Source organism: Luteimonas sp. Soil_C_16 (assembly GCF_057657295.1).
Genome location: NZ_JBDGIS010000005.1, coordinates 262,770 through 285,321, shown reverse-complemented (window position 1 = coordinate 285,321; position 22,552 = coordinate 262,770). Strand labels below are relative to the sequence as shown.

The window sequence follows — 22,552 nt, the reverse complement described above, 5'->3', positions numbered from 1 at the left end:
CGAACGAAATGGAGGCATGCTGCGATTTCGCAACTCGGCCTCAGGCCGCGGAAGTCGGCGCGATCACATCCTGCGGCGCACTGGGCCGCGCGGTGCGGCGCAGGCCGAGCGACACCAGTCGCGCCATCAAATGTTCGTTGAGGCCGCTGGGCGCCTGCAGCTGCATGCGCGCGAGTGCAGGCGTGTCGTCACCGATCCCCTCGCGCAGCGCGTCAAACACCGTCGCGAGCTTGCCGCGTCGCGTCGCGGTCTGCGTACGCAGCCAGGCCAACGCACGCAGCAGGCGCTGCTCGACGACATCGAAATCGCTGCCCAGCGGATAGTCGGGCAGGCTGCCGTCGGCGCGCAGCGGTGCAAGCGACGTGCGCAGGCTGTCCGGCGTGTTGCGTTGCCACGGCTCGGGAACGACGAAGCGCGCATCGAGCTTGCCTGCTGCCTGCGCACGCTGTACGAGTCCGGCCTGATGCGGGGCTTCGGCGACGCGCACCATCGCGCGCGTGCAGTCCTCGTCGGTCGCGCCGCGGATGTCGGCGATGCCGTACTCGGTGATGTAGACATCGCGCAGATGCCGCGGAATCGTCGTGTGGCCGTAGTTCCAGCGGATGTTGGCCTCGCGGCCGCCGCCGGCATCGCGCGCCGCGCGCAGCAGCAGCACCGAGCGCGCGTCGGGCAGCGCGTGGCCCATCGCGACGAAGTTGTACTGGCCGCCGACGCCGGACACCACGCTGCCGTCCTCCAGCCCATCGGACACCGCCGCGCCCAGCGCGGTCGCCATCATGCAGCTGTTGAAGAAGCGCGCATCGCGGCGTTGCAGGCGCTCGAGGCCTTCGTCGAGACCGTAGAGCTCGTTGACCTCGCCGACGCGTTTCATGCCGATGCCGCGACGGGTCTCGTCGTCGAGTCCGCGCAGCCAGGCGTAGAAATCCGGCGAGCCGAGATAGAACGCGCCGTGCAGGAACTCGCCGTTGCGCTCGATCAGATCGAGATCGAGCGCGCTCGCGGTGCCGTCGTTGGCGCGGCGCATCAGGCTGGCCTTGTCGACGACGCGGCGCTTGATCACGCCGACTTCGACCAGGCGCTTGAAGCCCTCGTTGATCATCTCGCTGCAGCCGTAGAGGCCGATCTCGAACGGGTCGAGTCCACCGACGGCTTGCACCGTGCGATGCGCGGCGAGATCGGGATCGAGCGCGTGCAGCACGCGCCGATAGGCCGCGTTGTCGGTGTGGCGCAGCGCCAGCGCATGGCACAGCGCATCGGCGAGCGCGCCGATGCCGATCTGCAGCGTGCCGCCATCGCGCACCAGCGTGCTGGCGTAGAAACCGATCGCGTAGTCGGCATCCGACACCGGCTGGCGCGGCAGGCCGAACAGGCGCGGGTAGGGCGGTGGCGGCGCGATCACGACGTCGAAGAACGCCGCGTCCACCGCCGCGGTGCCGTCGAGCCAAGGCAGCGCAGGATCGACTTCGCCGACGACCAGCGGGCGCGGGTGACCGGCCGCCACGAGTGCATCGATCGCATCGAAGGTCAGGTCGGTGTTCGACGACAGCGAGAAGCGCGTGCCGTCGTCATTGGCCGCGACCTTCTGCACCAGCACGTTGACGCCGCGGTCGGCGAGCGCGCGCGCCACGTGCGTGTAGTTGAGGCTGGCATAGCGGCGCTGCGCCTGGGACGAGCCCAGCATCGCGCCAGACTGCATGTAGAACTCTTCGACCTCGATATGCGGCGGCAGCGCGTTGCGGCGCAGCGCGTCCACGTACTTCAGATGCACGAAGTCCTCGCCGAAATGCCGCTTCGCGAACGGGCCGATGAAACGGCCTTCGAGATCGTCGCCGCCTTTGGGCGGATCCAGCGAGAGGGCGGTGTAGAGCGTGAACGGCCGTGCGGGATCCGCGATCGCGGCATCGAACAGCGCGTTGAGCAACCGGTGCGGCTTGCCGATGCCGAGCGGCGCACCGATGTGGAGGGCACCGTCGACATGCGCATGGATGCGGCTGACGGCGTCTTCGATGGAGTCGACGTAGGCGGTCATGGCGAGAGGATACGCAGGCCCACGTGAATAGGCGGCCGCCCGGGCGCCAGCGGTGCGCGTGACCATCGTCACGCGCGTGCGTCGGTGCGCCGACGTCCGGAACGTCAGCGCGTGGGCGTCGCCCGCGGTCGCACGCGGATCGCGTCGGGCTCGGCGGTGATCTCCGCATTCGCGTCCTGGCCCAGCAGCGTCAGCACCGCACTCAGCGGCATGCCGTCGAAATGCAGCGAGACCGTGTGATCGAGCGTCACCCCATCGGCGATGTCGAGCGGCACGCCACCGGCGGTCGCGATCTGCTCCAGCACATCGCGGGCACGCGCGTCGCTGACCGACAGCGCGATTTCCGCCTGCGCGCCGGTCGCCGCGTAGCTGGTGCCGGAGGTGAAGCGCACCGCGTCATGCGTGGGCGGCTGGGCAGGCGTGGCGATGGCCGCAGGCGGCGCGGCATCGGCAGCAGGCGCGACGGGCGCCGCATCGCCGTTGGCGCTGCCGCAGCCGGACAGCGAGAGCGCAACGAGCGCCATCGTGCACAGCAGGCTCGGACGTGAAACGCGTGGGTGGCGCATCGGGAGCTCCTTGCGGTCGACGGGGCGGGAGGGCAGGCGATCACACGATACCGCCGTCAGCGGCCGCGTTCACGACTCCAGCATCTCCGGCTTGAACAGCGCCCGCCGCGAACGTTCGTCGCCGCTGACCATGAACTGCCCGTCGCCGCGGTAGTGCACGGTGCGCGGCCATTTCGGACGTCGTGCGGCGTGCGCGGCAACGACGCGCCAGACGAACAGCGGGTAGTCGGCGGTGATGCGGGTCTCGTGCAGGCGGCATTCGAAACGCGCGTGGCATTCGCCGATGCCGGGGGCGTCGACCTCGCTGCCGTCCACCGCGGTCAGGCCGAAGCGTTCGAACTTGTCTTCGTCGGCGCTGCTGCTGTTGCCGATGCGCACGACGGTGTCGAGCATGTCGGCGGTCGGCAGGTTGATCACGCATTCGCGGCTGGCGCGCGCGAGTGCATGGCTGCGGTTGGCCGACCAGATGTAGGTGCCGACGAGGTCGTAGCCCAGCATCATGTGCCAGCCCAGCGTCATGACGCCGCGCTCGCCTTTGTGCGCGGTGGACAGCAGCACGACGGGGCCGGGTTCGAGAAAGCGACGCGTCTGGTCGGGCGGAATCGCGTGGGTGCGGGGCATGGCGCGGACCTGCAAGCGGGCCTGCGATTGCCGCAGGTCGTCGGTGAACGCCGCGTCGCCTGCTCAGGCCAGCGTGTGCACCGCGTCGGCCAGGCGCCGCACGTCGTCGCTGGTGTGGCTGACGTAGAGCATCGGCAGCCGCACCTCGTCGCGCACGCGCTGCAGCCACGGAATCAGTTCCTCGCGGCGCGCCTCGTCGAGTGCGGACAGCGGCTCGTCGAACAACAGCACCGCCGGCTGCGACAGCAACGCACGACCGATCGCCACGCGTTGCGCTTCGCCGCCGGAGAGATTCGCCGGTTGGCGCTGCAGCAGCGCGCCGATGCCGAGCAGTTCGACCACCTGATCGAGTGCGAAGGTGTCGGCGCCCGCGTGGTGGCGGCCGTAGCGCAGGTTGCGCAGCACGTCGAGGTGCGGGAACAGGCGCGCGTCCTGGAACACGTAACCGACACGCCGGCGATGCGCGGGCACATCGATACGCGCGGCGCTGTCGAACAGCACGCGGCCGTCGATCTCGATGCGGCCGGCGCGTGGGCGCACGAGGCCGGCGATCGCATTGAGCACGCTGGTCTTGCCGGCGCCCGACGGCCCGGTCAGCGCGAGCACGCGCTGCGTGGCGTCGATGCGGATGTGGCGCGCGAAGCTGCCGCGGCGCAGGTCGATGTCGACGTGCAGCATCAGTCGTGCACCTCGCCGCGCTGGCGCCGTACCAGCCACTCGGACGCGAGCAGCGCTGCCAGCGAGATCGCCACCGACACGGCGGCCAGACGCCAGATGCCGGCTTCGCCATCGGGCACCTGCATCAGCCCGTAGATCGCCGACGACACGGTCTGCGTTTCACCGGGGATGTTGGAGACGAAGGTGATCGTCGCGCCGAATTCGCCCAGCGCCTTCGCGAACGCGAGTACCGCGCCGGCGATCACGCCCGGCCACGCCAGCGGCAGGGTGATCGTGAAGAACACCCGCCAGGGACTCGCACCCAGCGTGGCCGCGGCCTGTTCGAGCCGGCGGTCGACATTCTCGATCGACAGCCGGATCGTGCGCACCAGCAGCGGGAATCCCATGATCGCGCTGGCCAGCGCGGCGCCGGTCCAGCGGAATGCGAACGAAATGCCCAGCGTCTCTTCGAGCCAGTGACCGATCACGCCGTTGCCGCCCAGCAACACCAGCAGCGCGTAGCCGACGACCACCGGCGGCAGCACCAGCGGCAGATGCACCAGCGCATCGAGCAGCGACTTGCCGAAGAAACGCCTGCGCGCGAGCAGCCACGCGATCGCGATGCCGAACGGCAGGCTGCACAGCGCGGCGGCGGCCGCGACCTTCAGGCTGAGCCGGATCGCGACGAGTTCATCGGGCCCGAAGCCCAGCAGTGTGCCCGGGTCCGCCATCGGTCAGCGGATCGAGAAACCGTGTTCGCGGAAGATCGCCGACGCGGCCTCGCCGTCGAGCCAGCGCACGAAGGCATCGGCCTGGCGGTTGCGGCTGGCGGCGACGCGCGCGACCGGATAGACGATCGCCGGATGGCTGTCGGCCGGGAACGTGGCCAGCACCTTGACCCGCGGTTCGGCCTGGGCATCGCTGCCGTAGACCACGCCCAGCGGCGCCTCGCCGCGCGCGACGAGGGTGAGCGCCGAACGCACGCTGTCGGACTCGGCCACGCGCGGCTGCAGAGCCGGCCACTGGCCCAGCGATTCGAACGCCGCCTTGGCGTACTTGCCGGCCGGCACGCTCGCCGTCAGCGCCAGCGAGAGGCGACCGCGCGCGCCGAGCAGAGGCAGCAGATCGGTCCCGCGCGCGAGTGTCAGCGGCTGCGCGGCGCTGTCGGCCGGCGCCACCAGCACCAGGGTGTTGCCGAGCAGCACGCGGCGCGAGGCGTTATCGATGAGGTTGCGTGTCTGCAGCCAGTCCATCCATTCCAGATCGGCGGACACGAATACATCGGCCGGCGCGCGCTGTTCGATCTGCCGCGCGAGCGCGGAACTCGCGGCGTAGGAGACGCGGACCGGTTGGCCGGTGTCCTGCTGATAGCGCGCGGCCGCGGCGTCCATCGATTCCTTGAGGCTGGCCGCGGCGAAGACGGTGATCGGCGCGCGTTCCTGGGCGACGGCCGGCAGGACGGCGAGCGCAACGAGAGCGGTGAGCAGCACGGCGGCAAAGGTGCGCAGCCAGCGGCGGGAACGGAGCATGTGCATGGCGATTCCGGCAGGAGGGCGACAGGATCAGGGCGCGGCGATGATGGTGATGCGTTCGACCTGGCGTACGCCGCGTGCCGGGCGCGTGTCGTCGGGCACCAGCAGACGCAAGGGGCCGTTGTCGGCATCGAGCGGGGCACCGTCGCAGCGGTCGACCAGATAGACGCCGCGATTGCCCAGCGTCGCGTCGAGTTCGCCGAGCGAGAACACCGCGCGGTAGCCGTCACGCGCGCTGACCAGCACGTAGCGATCGAGATGCGCGCCGCGCAAGGGCGCGTCCGGCATCGCGCCGCTGGACTGCAGCAATGCAGCCAGCGACACGCCTTCGCAGCGCAGCGTCTGGCCGTGGGCAGTGGCCTCGACCGTGTGCCGGGTCAGTGTGGCGCGTGCAGCAGCATCCAGCGGCACGACGACCGGCGACGGATCGGCCGGCGGCGCCGCGCGCTGGTGCGCGGCGTGGTCGTGCGCCTCGGGCGCCTGCGCATGGACCGCGGTGGCGCACAGCAGCAGCGCAGACAGATGCAGGCCACGGACCATGGCGGCTTTCCTCGTTATGAACGACCGAGCATAACGACCCGCTGCACCGGCGACAACGCGCCTCAGACCGTATCGATCGGCAGCTTCATGTAGCGCACGCCATTGGCCTCGGCCTCGGGCAGGGCGCCGGCGCGGATGTTGGTCTGCACCGAGGGCAGCAGCAGCGCCGGCATCGGGAGGGTGGCGTCACGGGCCTCGCGCAAGGCGACGAAGGTGGCCTCATCGATGTGGTGGCCGACGTGGATGTTGTCGCGCTTCTGCGCACCGATCGTGGTCTCGCAGGCCACCGCGCGGCCGCCAGGGCCGTAGTCGTGGCAGACGAACACGCGGGTGGCGTCGGGCAGTTCGAACATGCGCTGGATCGAGCGGTACAGCGTGGCCGCATCACCGCCGGGGAAATCGCAGCGGGCGGTGCCGCCGTCGGGCATGAACAGCGAGTCGCCGGTGAACAGCGCATCGCCGATCAGGTACGCGCTGCTGTCGCTGGTATGACCGGGCACCGGAATCGTGCGGCCTGCGAGCGCGCCGATTGCGAACGTGGCATCGGCCGCGAACAGCCGGTCGAACTGCGAGCCGTCGACGGGGAAGTGCTCGCCCAGATTGAAGATCGGCCGGAAGGTCTTCTGCACCGTGCGGATGCCGTCGCCGATCGCCAGCCGCGCGCCGGGCAACTGCTGGCGCAGCCAGTCGCCGGCCGACAGATGATCGGCGTGGGCGTGCGTCTCGAGGATCCACTGCACGTCGAGGCCGTGCGCCTGCACGTGGTCCAGCAGCACCATTGCCGAGGCCGTCGAGGTACGCGCCGAGGCCATGTCGAAGTCCAGCACCGGATCGACGATCGCCGCCGCGTTCGACGACTGGTCACGCACGATGTAGCTCCACGTGCCGCTGCCGGCGTGGTGGAACGGGGTGACCTGCGGTTGCGGCATCGCGATCCTCCTGGGAGCCGGGCGGCAGACGCCATCCGGACGGCGTGTAGACCGCGTCCGATGCTAGTCCACGCGGCCCGCGCGGACGTTGCGATTGCGTAACGTCAGCGTTGCGCGGGCGGCGCGAGCGCGGTGTTCAGCAGCGCGCCGAGACGGGCGCCCGCATCGCGCAGTTCCTGCTCGGCCTGCGGCAGATGCGTGGTCACGTAGGCCTCGCTGACGCGCGCGCGGCGCGGATAGACACCCGGCGCCAGGGCGATGCGGCAGGCGGCCTCGGCCCACTCGGCGGCCGGCGGCGGCAGGCGTACCGCGCCGCTTGCATTGGCCGACGGCGCACGCGCGCCGATCCGCGCCAGCCAGGCATCGCCGGACAGGTTCTGGCTGTTGAGCATGCCGCTGTCCCAGAACGCGTGCAGATTGGTGCCGCGACCGCGGAAGTTGATCTGCTGGTCGTTGCCGCCGCGGTCGTGCCCGTAGCCGGCATGCATCGGCTGATGCGCATCTCCGGTGAAATGCACGACGAACTTCAGCGCCTGCGCCCGCTCGGCACGCGGCCGGCTGCGGTCGGCCAGGATCGCGGTCTGGGCCTTGAGCGCCTCGACCACGCAGTTGCCATCCGGACAGTCGCGTCGCGCCTCGTAGCGGCAGTTCGACTCGCCGATGTTGACGTAGTGCCAGGACGCGGACCGCTTGCCCAGATCCGGATCGTGCTCACGCAGCTCGTCGGCCCAGCTGGCGACGCCGGGCAGGGTGGGATCGGGCTCGCCGGCCAGCAGCCGGGACACCTCGGCCCGCGCGGCCGGCGTCAGATCACGCTCGGCGATCTGCGCCACCAGACGGTGGCCGAGCTTGCCCCAGGCGAGGGCGGAGGAAGGAAGGGCGAAGGCGGCCAGCAGGCCACCGCACAGAAGAATTCGACGCAGCATGGGCGCAGTTTAACCGGCCGGAATGCCTACCACCCAATAGGGAAAAATCTGATGGTGATGGAGCGACAGTCGACGACCGTTGCTAACCAAAGCGAGGTCGGATGCCTTTGACGTGTTCTGCGACCCGAGTGAACAAGATAGGCAAGTTGTCCGACCTTCTACGGCACGTCTCATGTGCATGTCATGCGGCGGAATCACTCGCCATGCGAGCCGAGTCGGATTTCCCAATCGATGCCTGTGGGCAGGACGAAACGCACTCCCTCACCGAGGCGCACTGCTTCGTTTGCAAGGGCATGCGCAGCGCAGATTGCGCCTAATTGCCCTTCGAAAGCTTCGTGATGAAGCCCTAGCGCCTCCACTTCGAACCGCCCGTCGCCAAGCTCCCTTACTTCGATGTCGATCATGATCTTCTCCGTTCGATCGCGCGAACCATCCTTACGCGCTCGACGGGTGTAGTCCGTAAGAGATCATCGCATCAATTTGTCTCGAGCCCACTCATCTACTTAGAGGTGGGACGCTTTGCACTGGTGCCGCTTGAGATCGTCTTCTCAAAGCGTCTTACAAAGCTAACTAGATCTTGATCGCAAGCTTGGCAGTACTCACGCAGTTGAAGCAGGTCCAATCGTCGCCCACCGCGCTCCACGTCGCTGACATATGACTGTGATCGCTCAAGCAAGCCAGCTAACTCAGCCTGTTTCAATCCTGCTTTGTTTCGGATCTCGACGAGCATTTCGAGCAGGATTTGATGCTCGGGCTTGTGGATCGACTTAGGGGACATTGCGGCATCAACAATGGAAGGCCGCACTTACCCTATATCTGGTTTTTCGGTATCTGAAAAACAGATTTATTTCAGCAAAACGTTGTTGTTTCGCGCCTTTCCTATGGGGGCGAAAGGCTTGGTGCATCAGCAATTGCTCGCTCTAGCCGTTCTATAAAAGTGGTTGGATCTTGGCCACATGCCCTGCAGTACTCACGCAACTGCAGCGTGTCCAATCTCCGGAACCCGCGCTCGGTTTCGCTGATAGAAGACTGAGATCGTTCTAGAAGCGCGGCGAGTTGAGTCTGGGTCAGGCCGGCCTTCTTCCTAATCTCAACAAGCAGGTCGAGAAGCTCCTGGTACTCCGGCTTGTGGATCGACTTAGCGGCCATAGCGGCATCACGTGTGGAAGGCCGCAGCTACGCTATATCCCCTTTTCAAATATCTGAAAAGCAGATATTGTCTGGTCGTGGGCGATCGAGATCTGCGGGAGAGGACCGCCCGGGTGCCCACGACTGGCCTCAGGTCGAGAGCTGCCGGAACAACCACCCCTGCCATAGGGGCGTGTAGGGATGCCGACTATTCACCGGAGACATTGCATGTTGAACGACAAAGGATTTGTTGTAGCCGTCTCGGTTGGAACGGAGCACTCGCCGTTGTTTCTTGCCTCTAAGGCAGGCGGTGAGAAGGCCATGCCGCGTAAGCCTTCCACTTGGATACAAGCTCGGAAGCACAGAGCGGTAACCGCGCGTCCAGCCTGCCTCAGGCTGACGTTGTCGCGCAGCGCTCTTGCGTTAGCACTAGCGGCGCTGCTTCCGCTCCATGACGCTTCAGCCCAGGAGCTGCCGAAATTCGCGACGCGTGAAAACGCTCCGTCTGAGGAGGCGCTTATCGATTCAAACCCAGTGGAGCTAGAATCGATCACCGTCACCGGCACCCGCATTCGGGGCGGCACCACACCTTCGCCGGTGATCACCCTCGACAGCGAGCGCATCCGCGAAGAGGGCTTCTCGGATCTCGGCGAAGTGATCCGCAGCGTGCCGCAGAACTTCACGGGTGGTCAGAACCCAGGCGCTACAAGCGGCAATCTGGCAGGAGCAGGGCTCGGCAATCAGAACGTCACCGGCGGCTCAAGCCTCAATCTGCGCGGGCTCGGCGCGGACGCTACGCTGACCCTGCTCAATGGGCGGCGACTCTCATACGGTGGCTTCCTGCAAGGCGTGGATATCAGCGCGATTCCGGTGGAAGCGGTGTCCCGAGTCGAGATCGTTGCCGACGGCGCATCCGCCATCTACGGCTCCGACGCCGTGGCAGGGGTGGGCAATGTTGTGCTCAAGCGCGAGCACGAAGGGCTTACGGTCGGCGCGCGTTACGGCGCTGCGACCGGCGGCGGTCTGGCGACCCGGGAGTACACGGCGACCGGCGGCGCGGTTTGGGCGAGCGGTGGCCTGATTGCCACGTACAAGGACGCCACCGTGGACCCGATCTATGCAGCGGATCGGAACTATGCCTCGCGCCTCACACATCCGACGACGTTGTACCCGGGCAGCGAGCTCAGCAGTGCGCTGGTGAGCCTGCATCAATCGCTGGGGCCGAAGGCGGAGTTCAGGCTGGATGCGTTGAGAACACAGCGCAAGCAGGCTTACGACTTCTTCTATCTCGGCTCGAACACGCACGTCACGCCGGAAACGACCACGTCCTTCGTGTCGCCGGGCGTGGACCTGTTTCTGGGCAACGACTGGACGCTGTCTGCCACGGCCGCGTTAGGGCGGGACCGTCACCGGCAGTACCAGACCCGACAGAACCTGCAGACAATGGAGACGCTGTTGCAGCTAGACGAATGCTACTGCAACGAAAGCCGCATCTATGAGCTGGGTGCGGAAGGGCCGTTATTCGAACTGCCAGGCGGAAGCGTCCGGATGGCGGCAGGAGCCGGCAATCGCACCAATGCATTCAGCCAGATCAACCACGTCACGAACCAGCAGGTCACCCATGGCCGCGAGAGCAGTCGATTCGTCTATGCAGAAGTGGACATTCCACTGGTGGGAGACGGGAACCAGATGGCCGGCATCGACGGGCTCGTCTTCACTGCAGCGGTACGCGGCGAGGACTACGACACCTTCGGGAGTGTCGCCACGCCCAAGTTCGGATTGCTCTATCGCCCGTCCGCGGACTTCACGATGAAGGCATCGCTGGGCAGGTCGTTCAAGGCGCCGACACTTTTTGACCGGAACTACGCAACCTACGTGTTTCTGGATCCGCCCGGGTACTACGGTGGTACCGGATTCCCTACAGATGCCACTGTCATGTATTACGGCGGCGGCAATCCGGATCTGGAAGCAGAGCGTGCCCGCACATGGAGCACGTCAGTCGCATTCCATCCACGTGCGCTGCTTGGGCTGGAAGCTGAGCTGACCTGGTTCGACATCTATTTCGAGAATCGGGTGAAGCAGCCCATCGCAAACGTGGCCGAGGGGTTGAGCAATCCGGTCTACGGCCAGTTTGTTACCTTCGCGCCATCGGCCGCCGCGCAGCAGCAGGCCATCGCGGCTGCTGACACGTTCACCAACTACACCGGCAGGCCGTATGACCCAGGCAACGTGGTTGCACTGGTCTCTGCGCGCCGGATCAATGTCAGCACGCAACGGGTGCACGGGCTGGATTTGTCCAGCACGTACCGATTAGACATTGGCGCGAGCCGGCTGGACCTGCGTGGCGCCGTCAGCTGGATGGAGAGTTCGGAGCAGACCGTCGCGGGGCAGGGGAGTAACGAACTGGCGGGCACCTTGTTCAATCCGCCGAAGTTCAGCGGGCGGGTGGGTGCAGTTTGGGACCGGGCCGGTTTGATGGCCTCCGCCTTCGCCAACTACAGCGGCGGCGTGACCGATACCGTCAATGCGGAAAAGGGTGGGTCCTTTACGACGCTGGATGCGACCTTGCGCTACACACCTCGCCAGCCTGGCGCTGAATGGGCCGGGCTCGAGTTCACGCTGTCGGCGCAGAACCTGCTCGACCGAGCGCCGCCCTCGTATGTTCCGGCGCTGGCCGAGTACGCGCCGCCGTATGACGCCACCAACCACTCGCCAATCGGACGCTTCGTAAGCGTCTCGGTGTCCAAGCGTTTCTGATTGGAGTGATGTCATGTCGCTCCGATCGATTTTGAACGACCTTGCGTGGCTCGCTCGGGGTGACATGTGGTCAACCTATGTAGCGCCGCGTATCCGCGGGGCGTGGGGCCCATGGCTGGTGATCGCACTCGCGGGATTGGCGGCTCCTTGTCGAGCTGAGGTCATCGCTGCCGACCGCCTGTTGGAAGTAGTTGACCTCGCGAGCCCCGCGCTGTCACCGGATGGTTACCGCGTGGCCTTTCGCGCCGAACAGGCATCGATCGAGCGCAACACCTACGACAGCGCGTGGTACGTCGCGGACATCCGTGCAGGTTCCACGCCTCGCATGGTGGGCAACGGAGGTGTCCCGGCACGGGGATCTGCCGGGACATCTTTGCCTCCCAAGGTTGTTTGGTCGCCCGACGGGACATGGATCTACTACCGTGCCCAGTTCAACGGAACGATGGCGGTCTGGCGCGCGGCGGTAGGCCTTGGGGCCGAAGTCGTGACGCGGGAGGACGCAGATGTTCGTGATTTCCATCTCAGCGAAGACGGGGCACTGCTTGTCTACAGCGTGGGTGCAACGCGTGACCGCATTGCTGCGGCGGAACGCTTCGAATATGAGCGTGGTGTTCGACTGGACGAGCGGGTGCCCCTCGGAAGGCCCTTGTTCGGACGCGGCGAAACAGCCGGGCTGCCTGGCACGCAGCGATTCGGAGGGGCGTGGTTCGATCTGGCTGCCTTGCTGGCCGAGGAACCCGACCGCTGGCGTGTCGTCGAAACTGTGGGCGGCGTCAGTCGCGATGCAGAGGCCGGCGAAATCGCCACCTTCTCATCCCAGAGCCCAGTCCACTACGAGGCATCGGTAGCGTCGAAGTGGGTAAGGGAATCTGAGGGCGACCGGGTCGCTTTGCTGATTCCGAACAGCAACGCGCCCGGCATGATGGAAGTGACAGAATCGCGGCTCGCATTGATTCCTGCCTTGGATTCGCCAGATGCGAACTGGTGCGAGGCAGCAGCATGTCGTGGTCGAGCAATCACCGGCATGCAATGGCGCAGAGGAACCGACGAAGTTGTGTTCACTGCAACCGAACCGGGACACGCTTACGGCCAGTCCATATTTCGATGGAACGTCGTCTCCGGCACCGTTCTTCCCGTGACGCATTCTCGCGGTCTTCTAAGTGGTGGTCGTGACGCGTCGAGTGATTGCGGGCTGTCCTCAGCGGTCCTTGTGTGCGTGGCTGCCGCAGCTGACCGGCCCCCGAGGCTTGAGGTGATCGATCTGGATGCCGGCACTCGTCGAGTTCTGTACGACCCCAATGCGGTACTGGCTGCAGACATTGCAGCCAATGCATCAGCACAGCTTTTGGCCTGGACGGATGCGCAAGGGCGACAGTTCACAGGCTGGCTCTTCGCAGCTCGCATCGAGCCTGCGCCGCTGTTCGTAACCTACTACCGATGCACTGGATTCCTGCGCGGTGGGGTAGGGGACGAGTGGCCGTTGGCCACATTGGCGGGGCACGGAATATCCGCGCTGTGTATCAACGCGCCTCCCCACAGTCGTGAGGCCCTCGAGAGATACGGCGGCGGTTTGTCGGCTGTGGCGGGAGCCATCGAAATGCTTGCGTCCAACGCACAGGTTCGCCCCGATCGGGTCGGAATTGGCGGTCTGAGTTTCGGCAGTGAGGTTGCACTGTGGGTTGCAACGGAATCGTCCCTGGTTTCAGCGGTCTCCATTAGTACGCCGGTGGTGTCCCCGACCTATTTCTTGATGAGCAGCATGAAGGGCGATCAGTTCCTTGATGGGCTAGGCACTTATTGGGGCTTGGGCACACCGCAGGACACCCCGGACCGTTGGGAGGCATTGTCTCCGGCCTACAAGATTGATCGGCCGCTCGCGCCGATCCTGTTCCAGATGTCGGAGCAGGAGCATCTGTACGCCGCTGACTACGTCATTCCGCTCATTCGTGATCGGCGAGGCGACGCGTACGTGTTCGCGGATGAGCCGCATCAGAAGATCCAGCCCCTTCACAAGCTGGCGGTGTATGAACGCAATCTCGACTGGTTTCGCTTCTGGCTGCAGGGTGTGGAAGACAGTGACCCCGACAAGGCAGCGCATTACGCCTATTGGAGGTCAATGCGGGCCACAGGGTTGGAGAGCCGATAGGCTGCGCGTCAGGATTTCTGGCGCACCCAATTCTCGATCATGCAAAGAGTGAAGATGCGCATGAAGGACTGATCGCGGATCGCGAGCTCGCGATCCATGAACTGACGTAGGGCTTGGTATCGAGCAGACCGCGGGCCTCCAGTTCGCCATTGAGCAAGAAATCTCTCATTCCTTTCTGGTTCCTGCGGTAACAAGCGCCGGTATATCCCATGAAGTTGCCTTTGCTGCGGCGCTGGATAGCGGCTGCAGGCAGATCAGCCGCGAATGCGTCTCTGGCAATTGCTCTGTTGCGACCGCCCGCCACCCACATCCAGGACGGCACTCTCAAGCATGCCTCCACCACGGGCTGCGAGAGAAGTGGCATGCGTACCGCTGCCTTGCCCCCGCGCGGCAACCCGTCTCTGAACACTTGGGTGCCGATGAGATCGGCGACGCGGTCGCAGTCACCGGGCAGTGCGCCTCGCGGAGCTTGCGACCAGGGATGAAGTTCCACAGGCACGTCTGCTCGCTCAGCCAGAAAAGAAACATCAGGAGCCCTGACCCGGGTCGAAGCGTAGAGAAGCTTTCGCAGCGTTAGGCGCGCGGCCTTCCAGAACGTGCATTGATGGAGTTGCGACAAATCACGGATTGCCGAGAGCCCGGCGCCAACACCGCAGCTCTTAAAGGCGTCCGCTGCGGGAGAGGCATTCATGAGGTAGCCGAACACCGTATCGCCGCCGCCCCCGGAGAAATAGCTCGTAGCGCCCCTGCGTTCGCCAGCTCGCAGCATGATCTCGTCCGCGACGTGCTGAAGGACGCCGATACGTGGCCCGGTCGAAGATCGTGGGACCGGAAACTCGTAGTGGACCTGATCGAATCGAAGATCTTCCTCGACGAGCTCAAGACCCAAGTGTTGCGCAACAATGCTTGCGTACTGACGCTCATCCGCTCCAGGAACCGGGGTGACCAGCGTGCACGCGATGACTCTGGATGCTTCGGGTTGTAGACACGCAGCGATGACTGAGGAGTCGAGGCCCCCCGACAGCTCCATGAGTATCGGACCGCTGTCCGATCGTGCCCAGGCTGCGACCGCGGCGAACACGGCTTGCCTGACGTCTGCGGCTGCCTCCTTCGGATCTCTGTAGCGCTGGTGCGAGTCGATCTGAGTCCAAGGAGACCAAGCCGTGGATGGGACGCTAGTGCTGCATAAAGCATCGATCGAGCATCCGGGAAGCAGCTCATGGGCATGTGCGAGCGCGGTGCGCGACGCTTTGACGTAGGGATACGCAAGGCAATGCGCTATGGATGCCCAGTCGATGGCGCTAACGTAGAGGCCGAGTCGCGTCGCCAGCGAAATGTCGGACGTGATGAATCCGCTCCCATCACTCAATGAGTAGACACAAGCCACGCCACCTGACGGGTCGCGCGTGACCGTCAACATGATGCGATTTCTGTTTGTAGAGGACTTGACCAGGACGTACTCGCCCCACAAGTCGCTCACGATTCGATGCTCTGCATCCGCTGCGGTCGGAGGCGCGGACACCGCGGTGCCGTCTTCTCGGAAAAGGTCTCCGATAACGACGCCGTCATCGAGGGTTCCCATTACCGGCGTATTTGGGGATACAAAGATGAGCGTGGTCTCCGAACGGAAGCGGACCTGCAGATCCAGAGCTTCAAATGTGCGGGGATCGGCGGAGCAGAAGCGAGGATCCCGTGCGCTGGCGCCGACGAGGATGAGATACGAGTGCATCACACCACCCTGATCGGACTGTGTGCGCTCGCGTTGCCCGTAGTGTCGTTGAGCACCAGGTCTCCTGTTTGGACCCAGCAATGTGCAGAGAACGGATCGGCAGACACCCCAAAGACAAGATCTGCTTTCAGTCGCCGTCTCGCGAGGTAGCGCGCCAATGCGAGAGAATCCAGAAGGCATGATCTGTCGACGGGTACATAGGGTCTGATACGAGAAAACGCTTGTGCGGCGTCGCCGATCTCCGGTTCCGCATCGCTCTTCCTGCTGATGACGCCCTGCGTCATGCGCTGTTGCAGCGCATTGAGCTCATCGAGCACGCGCTTCAACGTTTGAAACCGCAAACGCGCTTTCATGGTCCAAACGCTCTCGAAGACCCCCCAAGCATCCAGCCAAGTGATCGATCTCAGGGCGCCGTCGCTCTCCAGAACGCTTCGTCGCGGAGACGTGGTCGCCGAGATCATCGGTGTAGCGGCATCAGACTGCCCGGGGACCAGGATGCCTCTGTCCAGCAAGGTGGTCAGCGCAGCCAAGTCTCTCGACTCTTCCTTGATCACATTTCGAAACGCGTGCTCTAACGCTGCAGACAGTCGAAAGTACGCATCGTTGTCGATATCCATGAAGATCAGACGACCGTCTACTTCACAGAACGACAGTCGATCAGGGATTTGGTAGGCCATCTACGACCCCACAGAAAAAGAGGGCGCACCTTTCGGTGCGCCCTAGTTCGTCACTCTTCGGAAATACCGGGCAGCATTAGCCGACCAATCGGCTCGCCGACACCTTCCGCCCCGTGGGTCTCGACACTGACTTTGCCGAGCTCGATCACTTCACCCCGCGCTTCGGCGGGGATGTTGTCGTTGGTCTTCATTGCAGTCTCCTACGGATGTGTCATGGGGAGATCCCATGACGAAGCGAGCGTAGGCACCGCAGAAAATAATTCTCAAATGACTTTTGTTTGACTACGAAATAATTAGATCTGAAATGTGATCGGATGCTCTGCGCTGCAGCTCCGGGTTGGCCGGCGCTACGCAGTCAGCTGCGCCCGTCAAATCAGTGCAAGCGCTCGCTCTGCTCGATGAGCCGCGCGACGATCTTCGGTACAAGCTGTTTGCGCCGATCGTGGTAGGAAATGACGCCCGATTTCAGTGCGGCAACGTCCCGGTCCAGCCAAGCTGAGTGCAGGTCGACTAGCTCGACATATGCGTTGTCGATCAAATTTTCCTTGGCGCGACGCACCGGAGCAAGCTGATCATTGATGCGCCGAACGGCGTCGTGAAGCGAACGGCTTCCGGTTTCCTCGGCGATAGCATCGAACAGCTTCCATGTGGCTTTTGGCAGATCGCTGTCGTCAGCCAACGTCAGCAACTTGCGGCGATGATGGGGTGTCTCACTCCAGCCGATCTCACAGGCCACCAGTAAGAGACGCTCCATCCACTCGTAGCGGTCGCGCAGCATTAGATCGCTAAGCAGCGGCACGAAAAGACCGCCGCGCGCGTGGTCCGAGATCATGCCTTCGCCGATAAGCCGATATAGCGCGAGGCGAATGGGCGTCTGGCTGGTCTTGAATTCCCGGGCCATTGCAGCCGGCTCAATTCGTTGGCCTGGCACGTACCGACCGGCCTGCAGAGCGCGGCGGATGCGCTCATAAAGAAACGTGCTCTTGGTGTGGATCGCGTTCATCGCGGAACTCCGTGTCGGCGTAAAGCGTCGTCCTGTGACGAAATTACTACAGCTTTGCCTTGCGTGCGATCCATGCGAGCTATCAATAAAGTCCCGCTAAAAGCGTCTCCAAGCACTTCCGCTTTCGGCCACTAGCGAACATGGTTGATGACTTTGTGGTCGGCGAAGTCGAACCCTTGAGGGAGCGGCTCCATGCAGGGCCATTGGATACTGAGGCTGACGGTGCCGTTTGTCGGCGAGGCGCTCGGCGCGTTCTGGAAGTAGAAGAAATTGCGATGGAGAGCGAATGTGTTGGGGCCGAGCTTGAAGGGCAGGGGCTGTGCACTGGCCTGGCGCGCCTGATGCTCTGGGTCGATTGAAAGATCTTGGTCAGCGATGAGCAGATCTACAGTCCGCTCGACCGCAGCGTCCTGACTGACGAGCGCCTGGGCTCTGGCAGGTGAGATCGATATCGCCGCACAGCGGTAGCGCAGCGGGACGTGCTGTTGATCAGGCTCAATTACGAGCGCCAGATCCTCCTTCAGTTCGCTGGGTTCCGCAGCACAGGCGCTGAGGAGCGCACAGAAGCATGAGCGGAGCAGCACCGAACCAGGTTCGTGTCTGGCGGCTCTGGGGCGTCAAGCGATGAGAAATCACGAGATTGATCGTGCGCGCAGTCAGACATCTTCTCAAAGGTGCATAGCCTGGGCTTGAGGCATTTCGCGTGCTCCGTCGCTCTGTGCGCGTAGAGACTGCTCCTGCGCGCGCAGGGCGCTTTCATCAACAGAGGGCGGCGGCGTGCTGATATTGACGTCAACTCGCGGCCACCCGCTGGAAGTTGCAAAGGCTGCGCGCTCTCCCGCGATCTCAATCGATGCCAGAGAGCGGGCTCCGATGCCGCCGCGTTGGCACTCAGAAGTGAACTGCGCAAGTCGACGCTCGGACGTCCCCTCAGGAAGATTGTCTTTCAGCAGCGCATAGAGCGCATGCTGAGGATGACTACTAGCCGCGAACGGCGACGCAGACGTCTCCTTTGCCGAAGTCTCGCTCAGTGGAATGCCGAGTGGCCCAGGGGTTGGACCAGACGCGGGTTGATCGGTCGGTGGAGCCTTCGCTCGCGGCTCAGTAGAAGGCTCACGATGCGTCGTCTGATCGTCCCGTGCGCGCTGAATATCCTCCGCCGTTGTGGTGGCGGCGACGCGCACAACGCCCTCGTGCCTGACAAGGTGATCAATCGGCGAGTGAATCGAGTAGCGCCCATCGCTGTCGAGTTGAGGAGAGAGTGATGTGGTAGAGCGATCCAGGCCGTGCGTGGCGCGAGTTCGCGCCACCGCGAGCAAAGTCGCATCCAAGCTCTCACGGCTCGGAGCAACCCCGTAATCGGCGTAAGTTGACGTCAGGTTGGATCGATCCTGCGCCTCGGGAGATGGTTCGGCTCGAACGGAGACGTGGCGCATCGCTTCTGCATGCTGCGCCAGCGCGGGCATGAGCGCTTCACGCGTGAGTTCGAGCTCACTCGCCAGGTTGCCTGACGCGACTGCGTCTTCGTGCCGCCAAGCGGCATCTGGACCGCGAATGTAAGCGCGGCCGTTGGACGCCGTCAGGGTGTCGGCACCTGATAGCGCTTTCACCACTTGGGTAGGCATCGGCCCATGACGATCCCAGCCTTCCGAGCGATACACAGCCTCGTAGCGTGCGGCAGTTGCCGAAGGGCTATTCGCGATGTTCGACGCAATGGTCCGTGTTGACTCAGCGTCGAGCGCTTCCGCGCGCGCAGGCGAGGCGATCTCTCGCTCGAACACCGGTATGTCCGGTGCCTCTACGCGGCTCACAATGTCTCGATACCATCCATCCCCCCGCGGATCCCGCTGCCAGTCGGCGCGCTGCAAGCTGGCGCGGTCTTCGGCACCAGCCGCAAGTTTGAACGGGTTGGAAGGCGAGGGCTGATCGCGCGAGGTGAGATCAACCGCAGCGTTTGTGGCCCGATAGTTCAGTTCACTTGTCTTCTCAGGTAGCGCAGAAAAGCTGCGGCGCTGCGGCTGTGTTGCGGCGTCCTGCGTTAGATCGGCAAGTTCGTCACGCTCCCACTGCCGGCCAGCGAGGCGCCATTGAACGCCGTCTTTGTCGATCTGACTGTAGATCTTTTTGGCGTCCTCCCGGTCGGCGATCCGCTCACCCGCGACCGAGCCGATCACTCCGCCTACGACGCCGCCGATGATGGCTGTCTGCGGCGTTCTGCCAAATGTGGTCAGACCAAGTTCGGCGCCGGCTGCAGCGCCAGCCCAGCCCCCGATATTCCGTCCCGCAAAGTGATTGAGCTCAGATTGAGCGGCAAGCACGCTCCCCTGATCGCGAAGCGCGTCTGACCGGGAGCTGCTCGCGAGGGCGTCATAAGCAGTCAGAGCCAATCCAGCTGTCCCAACGGACTTCGCAAGCCCAGCCCCCCCATTGGTTCGCGCGCCGCTTTCTCCTGGCGCGGTGATTGAAGCGCTTATGCTTCTGCCAGCGCTTAATCCTTCGTGTAATGAGAGATCGTTTCCAAGACTTGAAACCCGCACAGCCTCGCTAAAAAGGTTGCGGTTGGGCACCAGGTACTGGGTTGCTCCGCCAGTTCGAGCGACAGCCCCTCCTAGTTCAGACGTGGGAGCAACCGTGCTCATGAACACTTCGGTCGGCGCCTTAGGCACAATTCTGTAGAGGTCGTAGACAGGCGCTTCGCTTGCGATTGGAAGACCGAAGCGCTCGTTGATGCTGCCGCCTGCCGCGATCTCACGCAGGAAATCGGATTCTTTGCCGAAGAAAGGAGTGTAGGGCGTCGGTTGCGTGCCACTTGGCACCGCCTTGACCAAGGGTTCGCTGATGGACACCAAGCGCGGCAGCTCTTGCCCCGACATGGTTTGAAGAATTGCGCGCTCTCGGATGACCTGAGCGGACGCGGTGGGATCAGCCTCTATCAGTCGCTGCTGATAGAGCAGACCTTCATCAGTGCGCAGGAACTCCTTCGCGGCCTGTTCGCTGACGCCATGCGTTTTGAACGAGCGACCAAGTGCGATGGCGTCCGCATGCTGAGATCTGATCTCCTCGCTCAGAAGGCCGTGATCGCTCATCGCCTTGCCTGCGCACGCAATTGCTCAAGCTTTTCTAGATCACGGCGGTCTTCGTCCGAGAGACCACCCTTGAGTTCGATGGAGAAGGCGACATATGCCTCGTCAACGCTCGGGTCGGTGAGTTCGGTAAAGACCCCCTCGGCGAACGCGCGTTCACAAGGCACCCCGTCCAGTGGCTTTGAAATCTGACGGGCCTTTGCGGCGAGGATCAGATCGCCAAGCTCGATCAGTAGGGCCCGCGCTGCTGGATCATCCTTGTGATGATGCAGCACCCGCTCCAAGTGTTCTGCCGTTGCCCCGAGCCTGATTGGATCAATGGTCTTCGTCATAGAATTCCTTCTCTGCTAGAACTTCGATTGCGCAATCAATTCGCCTGCAATCGTTTGAAAAGATACTGCTGACCAATCTTGTCGAGCATCAGCCAGCGTGGTCAGGCCGCACGGCACTACAAGCCGAGTGCGTTCAACGTTGTCGAATCCTGCGACACGCTAACCTTGATGCCCGCGGTACTCTTGGCTCTTGACTCCAAGTTGAGCGGCCTGACCTCAACCGCGGGCATTAGGCGCTTCGTAAAATAGCTGTCCTTGTAATAACGGATCTTCTTGCAGAGCACGGGGTGCGCGAGGCCCTCGTAGATCACGATTTCCTTCTCAGGCCCCATGGCTTTGAGCTCTTGGGGAAGCATGAGCGCGCGCTTCTCCAAGACCTCGTTATCCGACACGGAGCGACCCTGACCATGTGAGCGCGTGCGGGCGCGGCGGCGCACCGTGGTGTAGCCCAGCATCTCGGAATAGTCGTTCGCATCCTGCTGCTCACGCGGGGCATAGATGATCTGCAGCGCGTGGTTCGTGATGATCGTGCGCGAGAGTTCTTTGCCATATACAGCGTCGAGCTGCGCCATGGACTGGATGATCGGGAGGAGCCTGAGGTTGTAGCCCGCCATGTAGGCAACGGCTTTGGAGATGATGTCGACTCTGCCGATCGCCGTGAACTCATCCATCAAGAGAAGGCACTGGTGCTTCAACGACTTGTCGTTTTGCGGCAGCGTCTTGGTGTTGACATTGATGAGCTGGCTGAAAAAGAGGTTCACGATCAGACGGCTCTCGGCCAGCTTATTGGGCTGGATGCCGACATAGATCGTCATGCGCTTGCGGCGCACATCGTCCAGTCGGAAGTCGTCGCCACTGGTGGCGGCGTCCAAAACGGGGTTCAGGAACGCGTTGAGGGGCTCTCGGAAGGTGCCGATGATCGAGGCGAAGGTGACGTCTGCCTGGGACAGAAGGCCGGCGAAGGCGGTCTTGGCCTGCCCACTCAGGAAATGGGCCTCCGAGAGCTTTTGGATGTAGGGCTTGAGCTCGGTGCCGTCGCCCGAGGCAAGGCGCAGCACCTCGCCCAGCGTCGGCGTTGGGGCGACCGGAATCGCCTCTGCTTGTTCGAACAGGTAGAGCGTGAAGCCGAGGAAGGTATTACGCGCTTGGCTCGTCCAGAACTTGTCCTTGTCGTCGCCGTCCGGATAAAGCATCGCGGCGATCGCCTGGAGATCCGATACTCGGAACGATGGATCGCTCGACACATAGGTCAGCGGGTTCCACCGATGCGAGCGACGATCTTCCGCAAACGGGTTGAACAGGTAGATCTCGTGGCCAATCGAGCGGCGCCAACCCGAGGTCAGGTCGAAGTTCTCCTGCTTGATATCGAGCACGACCGCGGATTCGCGGTAGTCAAGGAGATTTGGGATCACAACCCCGACGCCCTTGCCTGAACGGGTAGGCGCGGCGAGTATCACGAACTGCTGACCCGAGAGGCGCAGCAGCTTGCCGTTCTGCTGGCCGACGACGATGCCGTCATCCTTCTGCTTCAAAAATCCCTTGTTGGCGAGATCGAGCATGCCGGCAAAGCGCGCACGGCCATGGATATTCCCATCGCTTCGAAGCTTGTAGAGCATGACGAGGAGCGATGCCCACACCAACAGCATCAGACCACCACCAATACCGCCGGCGGTCCATATGCGCCAGGCGTAGGGCTGCACCTGCGGATGATCGATGTTCTTGAAGTATTGGTAGTAGGTGCCAAACCCGAGTTGCCCCGTGTCGAGTCCGAGGAACATCAGGGTCAGGTAGCCAGAGAGGTAGACAGCAGCGACGCCGAAAAGAACGGTGAGGACAAGCGCCGCGATCAATCGAAAGTTGTTCAAAGCGATTCCTTTTACTCAGAACTGGCAATAGG

21 protein-coding genes and 1 pseudogene are annotated in these 22,552 nt (G+C 63.7%); 2 read left to right on the top strand and 20 right to left on the bottom strand.

Annotated elements, in window-relative coordinates; all coding sequences use genetic code 11:
- Nucleotides 1-40: 40 nt before the first annotated feature.
- The 12 genes from AC3A5T_RS11865 to AC3A5T_RS11810 form a co-directional block, all read right to left on the bottom strand.
- A complete protein-coding gene (locus AC3A5T_RS11865) occupies nucleotides 41-2,029 on the bottom strand; it encodes an acetyl-CoA hydrolase/transferase C-terminal domain-containing protein (protein ID WP_487628743.1) in 1,989 nt (662 codons plus the stop codon).
- Between the two features lie 104 nt (nucleotides 2,030-2,133).
- Entirely contained in the window at nucleotides 2,134-2,595 is a 462-nt protein-coding gene (locus tag AC3A5T_RS11860; protein WP_487628742.1) for a hypothetical protein, read from the bottom strand.
- 69 nt (nucleotides 2,596-2,664) lie between these two features.
- The gene (locus AC3A5T_RS11855; RefSeq protein ID WP_487628741.1) at nucleotides 2,665-3,216 is read right to left on the bottom strand and encodes a flavin reductase family protein; all 552 of its coding nucleotides are present in this window, start codon (nucleotides 3,214-3,216) and stop codon (nucleotides 2,665-2,667) included.
- 63 nt (nucleotides 3,217-3,279) lie between these two features.
- Nucleotides 3,280-3,894, bottom strand: coding sequence for a molybdenum ABC transporter ATP-binding protein (locus tag AC3A5T_RS11850; RefSeq protein ID WP_487628740.1), 615 nt, complete (start codon nucleotides 3,892-3,894; stop codon nucleotides 3,280-3,282).
- The gene (gene modB, locus AC3A5T_RS11845; protein WP_487628739.1) at nucleotides 3,894-4,604 is read right to left on the bottom strand and encodes a molybdate ABC transporter permease subunit; all 711 of its coding nucleotides are present in this window, start codon (nucleotides 4,602-4,604) and stop codon (nucleotides 3,894-3,896) included. The genes AC3A5T_RS11850 and modB overlap by 1 nt, the downstream gene beginning before the upstream one ends.
- A 3-nt stretch (nucleotides 4,605-4,607) precedes the next feature.
- The gene (modA, locus tag AC3A5T_RS11840; RefSeq protein ID WP_487628738.1) at nucleotides 4,608-5,402 is read right to left on the bottom strand and encodes a molybdate ABC transporter substrate-binding protein; all 795 of its coding nucleotides are present in this window, start codon (nucleotides 5,400-5,402) and stop codon (nucleotides 4,608-4,610) included.
- A 33-nt stretch (nucleotides 5,403-5,435) separates the two neighbouring features.
- Nucleotides 5,436-5,945, bottom strand: a complete 510-nt coding sequence (locus AC3A5T_RS11835) for a hypothetical protein (protein ID WP_332078389.1) — start codon at nucleotides 5,943-5,945, stop codon at nucleotides 5,436-5,438.
- A gap of 62 nt (nucleotides 5,946-6,007) precedes the next feature.
- A complete protein-coding gene (locus AC3A5T_RS11830; protein ID WP_487628737.1) occupies nucleotides 6,008-6,874 on the bottom strand; it encodes an MBL fold metallo-hydrolase in 867 nt (288 codons plus the stop codon).
- A 104-nt stretch (nucleotides 6,875-6,978) separates the two neighbouring features.
- Nucleotides 6,979-7,800: a S1/P1 nuclease gene (locus tag AC3A5T_RS11825; protein ID WP_487628736.1), complete on the bottom strand. Its 822-nt coding sequence runs from the start codon at nucleotides 7,798-7,800 to the stop codon at nucleotides 6,979-6,981.
- Nucleotides 7,801-7,994: 194 nt separating this feature from the next.
- Nucleotides 7,995-8,204 carry a hypothetical protein gene (locus AC3A5T_RS11820; RefSeq protein WP_487628735.1) on the bottom strand — a complete coding sequence of 70 codons (210 nt, stop codon included), beginning with the start codon at nucleotides 8,202-8,204 and terminating at the stop codon, nucleotides 7,995-7,997.
- 95 nt (nucleotides 8,205-8,299) lie between these two features.
- Nucleotides 8,300-8,578: a helix-turn-helix domain-containing protein gene (locus AC3A5T_RS11815; RefSeq protein WP_487628734.1), complete on the bottom strand. Its 279-nt coding sequence runs from the start codon at nucleotides 8,576-8,578 to the stop codon at nucleotides 8,300-8,302.
- A 101-nt stretch (nucleotides 8,579-8,679) separates the two neighbouring features.
- Complete coding sequence (locus AC3A5T_RS11810; protein ID WP_487628733.1) at nucleotides 8,680-8,949, bottom strand: helix-turn-helix domain-containing protein; 270 nt, start codon at nucleotides 8,947-8,949, stop codon at nucleotides 8,680-8,682.
- Nucleotides 8,950-9,156: 207 nt separating this feature from the next.
- Here AC3A5T_RS11810 and AC3A5T_RS11805 point away from each other — a divergent pair, with 207 nt between their 5' ends.
- Both AC3A5T_RS11805 and AC3A5T_RS11800 read left to right on the top strand, forming a co-directional pair.
- Nucleotides 9,157-11,685, top strand: a complete 2,529-nt coding sequence (locus AC3A5T_RS11805) for a TonB-dependent receptor plug domain-containing protein (RefSeq protein ID WP_487628732.1) — start codon at nucleotides 9,157-9,159, stop codon at nucleotides 11,683-11,685.
- Between the two features lie 13 nt (nucleotides 11,686-11,698).
- A complete protein-coding gene (locus tag AC3A5T_RS11800; protein ID WP_487628731.1) occupies nucleotides 11,699-13,831 on the top strand; it encodes an Atxe2 family lasso peptide isopeptidase in 2,133 nt (710 codons plus the stop codon).
- Nucleotides 13,832-13,868: 37 nt separating this feature from the next.
- Here the strand turns inward: AC3A5T_RS11800 and AC3A5T_RS11795 are convergent, their stop codons facing one another.
- From AC3A5T_RS11795 to AC3A5T_RS11760, 8 genes and pseudogenes are all read right to left on the bottom strand, one after another.
- Entirely contained in the window at nucleotides 13,869-15,560 is a 1,692-nt protein-coding gene (locus AC3A5T_RS11795) for an asparagine synthase-related protein (RefSeq protein WP_487628730.1), read from the bottom strand.
- Complete coding sequence (locus AC3A5T_RS11790; protein WP_487628729.1) at nucleotides 15,560-16,237, bottom strand: lasso peptide biosynthesis B2 protein; 678 nt, start codon at nucleotides 16,235-16,237, stop codon at nucleotides 15,560-15,562. The genes AC3A5T_RS11795 and AC3A5T_RS11790 overlap by 1 nt, the downstream gene beginning before the upstream one ends.
- Before the next feature lie 50 nt (nucleotides 16,238-16,287).
- The gene (locus tag AC3A5T_RS11785; RefSeq protein WP_487628728.1) at nucleotides 16,288-16,428 is read right to left on the bottom strand and encodes a benenodin family lasso peptide; all 141 of its coding nucleotides are present in this window, start codon (nucleotides 16,426-16,428) and stop codon (nucleotides 16,288-16,290) included.
- A 182-nt stretch (nucleotides 16,429-16,610) separates the two neighbouring features.
- The gene (locus tag AC3A5T_RS11780) at nucleotides 16,611-17,240 is read right to left on the bottom strand and encodes a GntR family transcriptional regulator (protein WP_487628727.1); all 630 of its coding nucleotides are present in this window, start codon (nucleotides 17,238-17,240) and stop codon (nucleotides 16,611-16,613) included.
- 131 nt (nucleotides 17,241-17,371) lie between these two features.
- The gene (locus AC3A5T_RS11775; RefSeq protein WP_487628726.1) at nucleotides 17,372-17,824 is read right to left on the bottom strand and encodes a hypothetical protein; all 453 of its coding nucleotides are present in this window, start codon (nucleotides 17,822-17,824) and stop codon (nucleotides 17,372-17,374) included.
- An 84-nt stretch (nucleotides 17,825-17,908) separates the two neighbouring features.
- Nucleotides 17,909-20,326: a hypothetical protein gene (locus AC3A5T_RS11770; RefSeq protein ID WP_487628725.1), complete on the bottom strand. Its 2,418-nt coding sequence runs from the start codon at nucleotides 20,324-20,326 to the stop codon at nucleotides 17,909-17,911.
- On the bottom strand, nucleotides 20,323-20,655 hold the full coding sequence (locus tag AC3A5T_RS11765; protein WP_487628724.1) for a hypothetical protein: 333 nt from the start codon (nucleotides 20,653-20,655) through the stop codon (nucleotides 20,323-20,325). Before AC3A5T_RS11765 ends, AC3A5T_RS11770 begins: the two co-directional genes overlap by 4 nt.
- Before the next feature lie 191 nt (nucleotides 20,656-20,846).
- A pseudogene (locus AC3A5T_RS11760) lies at nucleotides 20,847-22,520 on the bottom strand (type IV secretory system conjugative DNA transfer family protein); the annotation flags it as partial.
- Nucleotides 22,521-22,552: the final 32 nt, after the last annotated feature.

Excerpts from the sequence above, each read along its gene's own strand:
- AC3A5T_RS11820 (WP_487628735.1), bottom strand. The coding sequence starts at position 8,204 with ATGATCGACATCGAAGTAAGGGAGCTTGGCGACGGGCGGTTCGAAGTG.
- AC3A5T_RS11860 (WP_487628742.1), bottom strand. The coding sequence starts at position 2,595 with ATGCGCCACCCACGCGTTTCACGTCCGAGCCTGCTGTGCACGATGGCG.
- AC3A5T_RS11795 (WP_487628730.1), bottom strand. The coding sequence starts at position 15,560 with ATGCACTCGTATCTCATCCTCGTCGGCGCCAGCGCACGGGATCCTCGC.
- AC3A5T_RS11765 (WP_487628724.1), bottom strand. The coding sequence starts at position 20,655 with ATGACGAAGACCATTGATCCAATCAGGCTCGGGGCAACGGCAGAACAC.
- AC3A5T_RS11790 (WP_487628729.1), bottom strand. The coding sequence starts at position 16,237 with ATGGCCTACCAAATCCCTGATCGACTGTCGTTCTGTGAAGTAGACGGT.
- AC3A5T_RS11815 (WP_487628734.1), bottom strand. The coding sequence starts at position 8,578 with ATGTCCCCTAAGTCGATCCACAAGCCCGAGCATCAAATCCTGCTCGAA.
- modB (WP_487628739.1), bottom strand. The coding sequence starts at position 4,604 with ATGGCGGACCCGGGCACACTGCTGGGCTTCGGGCCCGATGAACTCGTC.
- AC3A5T_RS11825 (WP_487628736.1), bottom strand. The coding sequence starts at position 7,800 with ATGCTGCGTCGAATTCTTCTGTGCGGTGGCCTGCTGGCCGCCTTCGCC.
- AC3A5T_RS11830 (WP_487628737.1), bottom strand. The coding sequence starts at position 6,874 with ATGCCGCAACCGCAGGTCACCCCGTTCCACCACGCCGGCAGCGGCACG.
- AC3A5T_RS11800 (WP_487628731.1), top strand. The coding sequence starts at position 11,699 with ATGTCGCTCCGATCGATTTTGAACGACCTTGCGTGGCTCGCTCGGGGT.
- AC3A5T_RS11805 (WP_487628732.1), top strand. The coding sequence starts at position 9,157 with ATGTTGAACGACAAAGGATTTGTTGTAGCCGTCTCGGTTGGAACGGAG.
- AC3A5T_RS11785 (WP_487628728.1), bottom strand. The coding sequence starts at position 16,428 with ATGAAGACCAACGACAACATCCCCGCCGAAGCGCGGGGTGAAGTGATC.
- modA (WP_487628738.1), bottom strand. The coding sequence starts at position 5,402 with ATGCTCCGTTCCCGCCGCTGGCTGCGCACCTTTGCCGCCGTGCTGCTC.
- AC3A5T_RS11780 (WP_487628727.1), bottom strand. The coding sequence starts at position 17,240 with ATGAACGCGATCCACACCAAGAGCACGTTTCTTTATGAGCGCATCCGC.
- AC3A5T_RS11855 (WP_487628741.1), bottom strand. The coding sequence starts at position 3,216 with ATGCCCCGCACCCACGCGATTCCGCCCGACCAGACGCGTCGCTTTCTC.
- AC3A5T_RS11810 (WP_487628733.1), bottom strand. The coding sequence starts at position 8,949 with ATGGCCGCTAAGTCGATCCACAAGCCGGAGTACCAGGAGCTTCTCGAC.
- AC3A5T_RS11835 (WP_332078389.1), bottom strand. The coding sequence starts at position 5,945 with ATGGTCCGTGGCCTGCATCTGTCTGCGCTGCTGCTGTGCGCCACCGCG.
- AC3A5T_RS11850 (WP_487628740.1), bottom strand. The coding sequence starts at position 3,894 with ATGCTGCACGTCGACATCGACCTGCGCCGCGGCAGCTTCGCGCGCCAC.
- AC3A5T_RS11770 (WP_487628725.1), bottom strand. The coding sequence starts at position 20,326 with ATGAGCGATCACGGCCTTCTGAGCGAGGAGATCAGATCTCAGCATGCG.
- AC3A5T_RS11865 (WP_487628743.1), bottom strand. The coding sequence starts at position 2,029 with ATGACCGCCTACGTCGACTCCATCGAAGACGCCGTCAGCCGCATCCAT.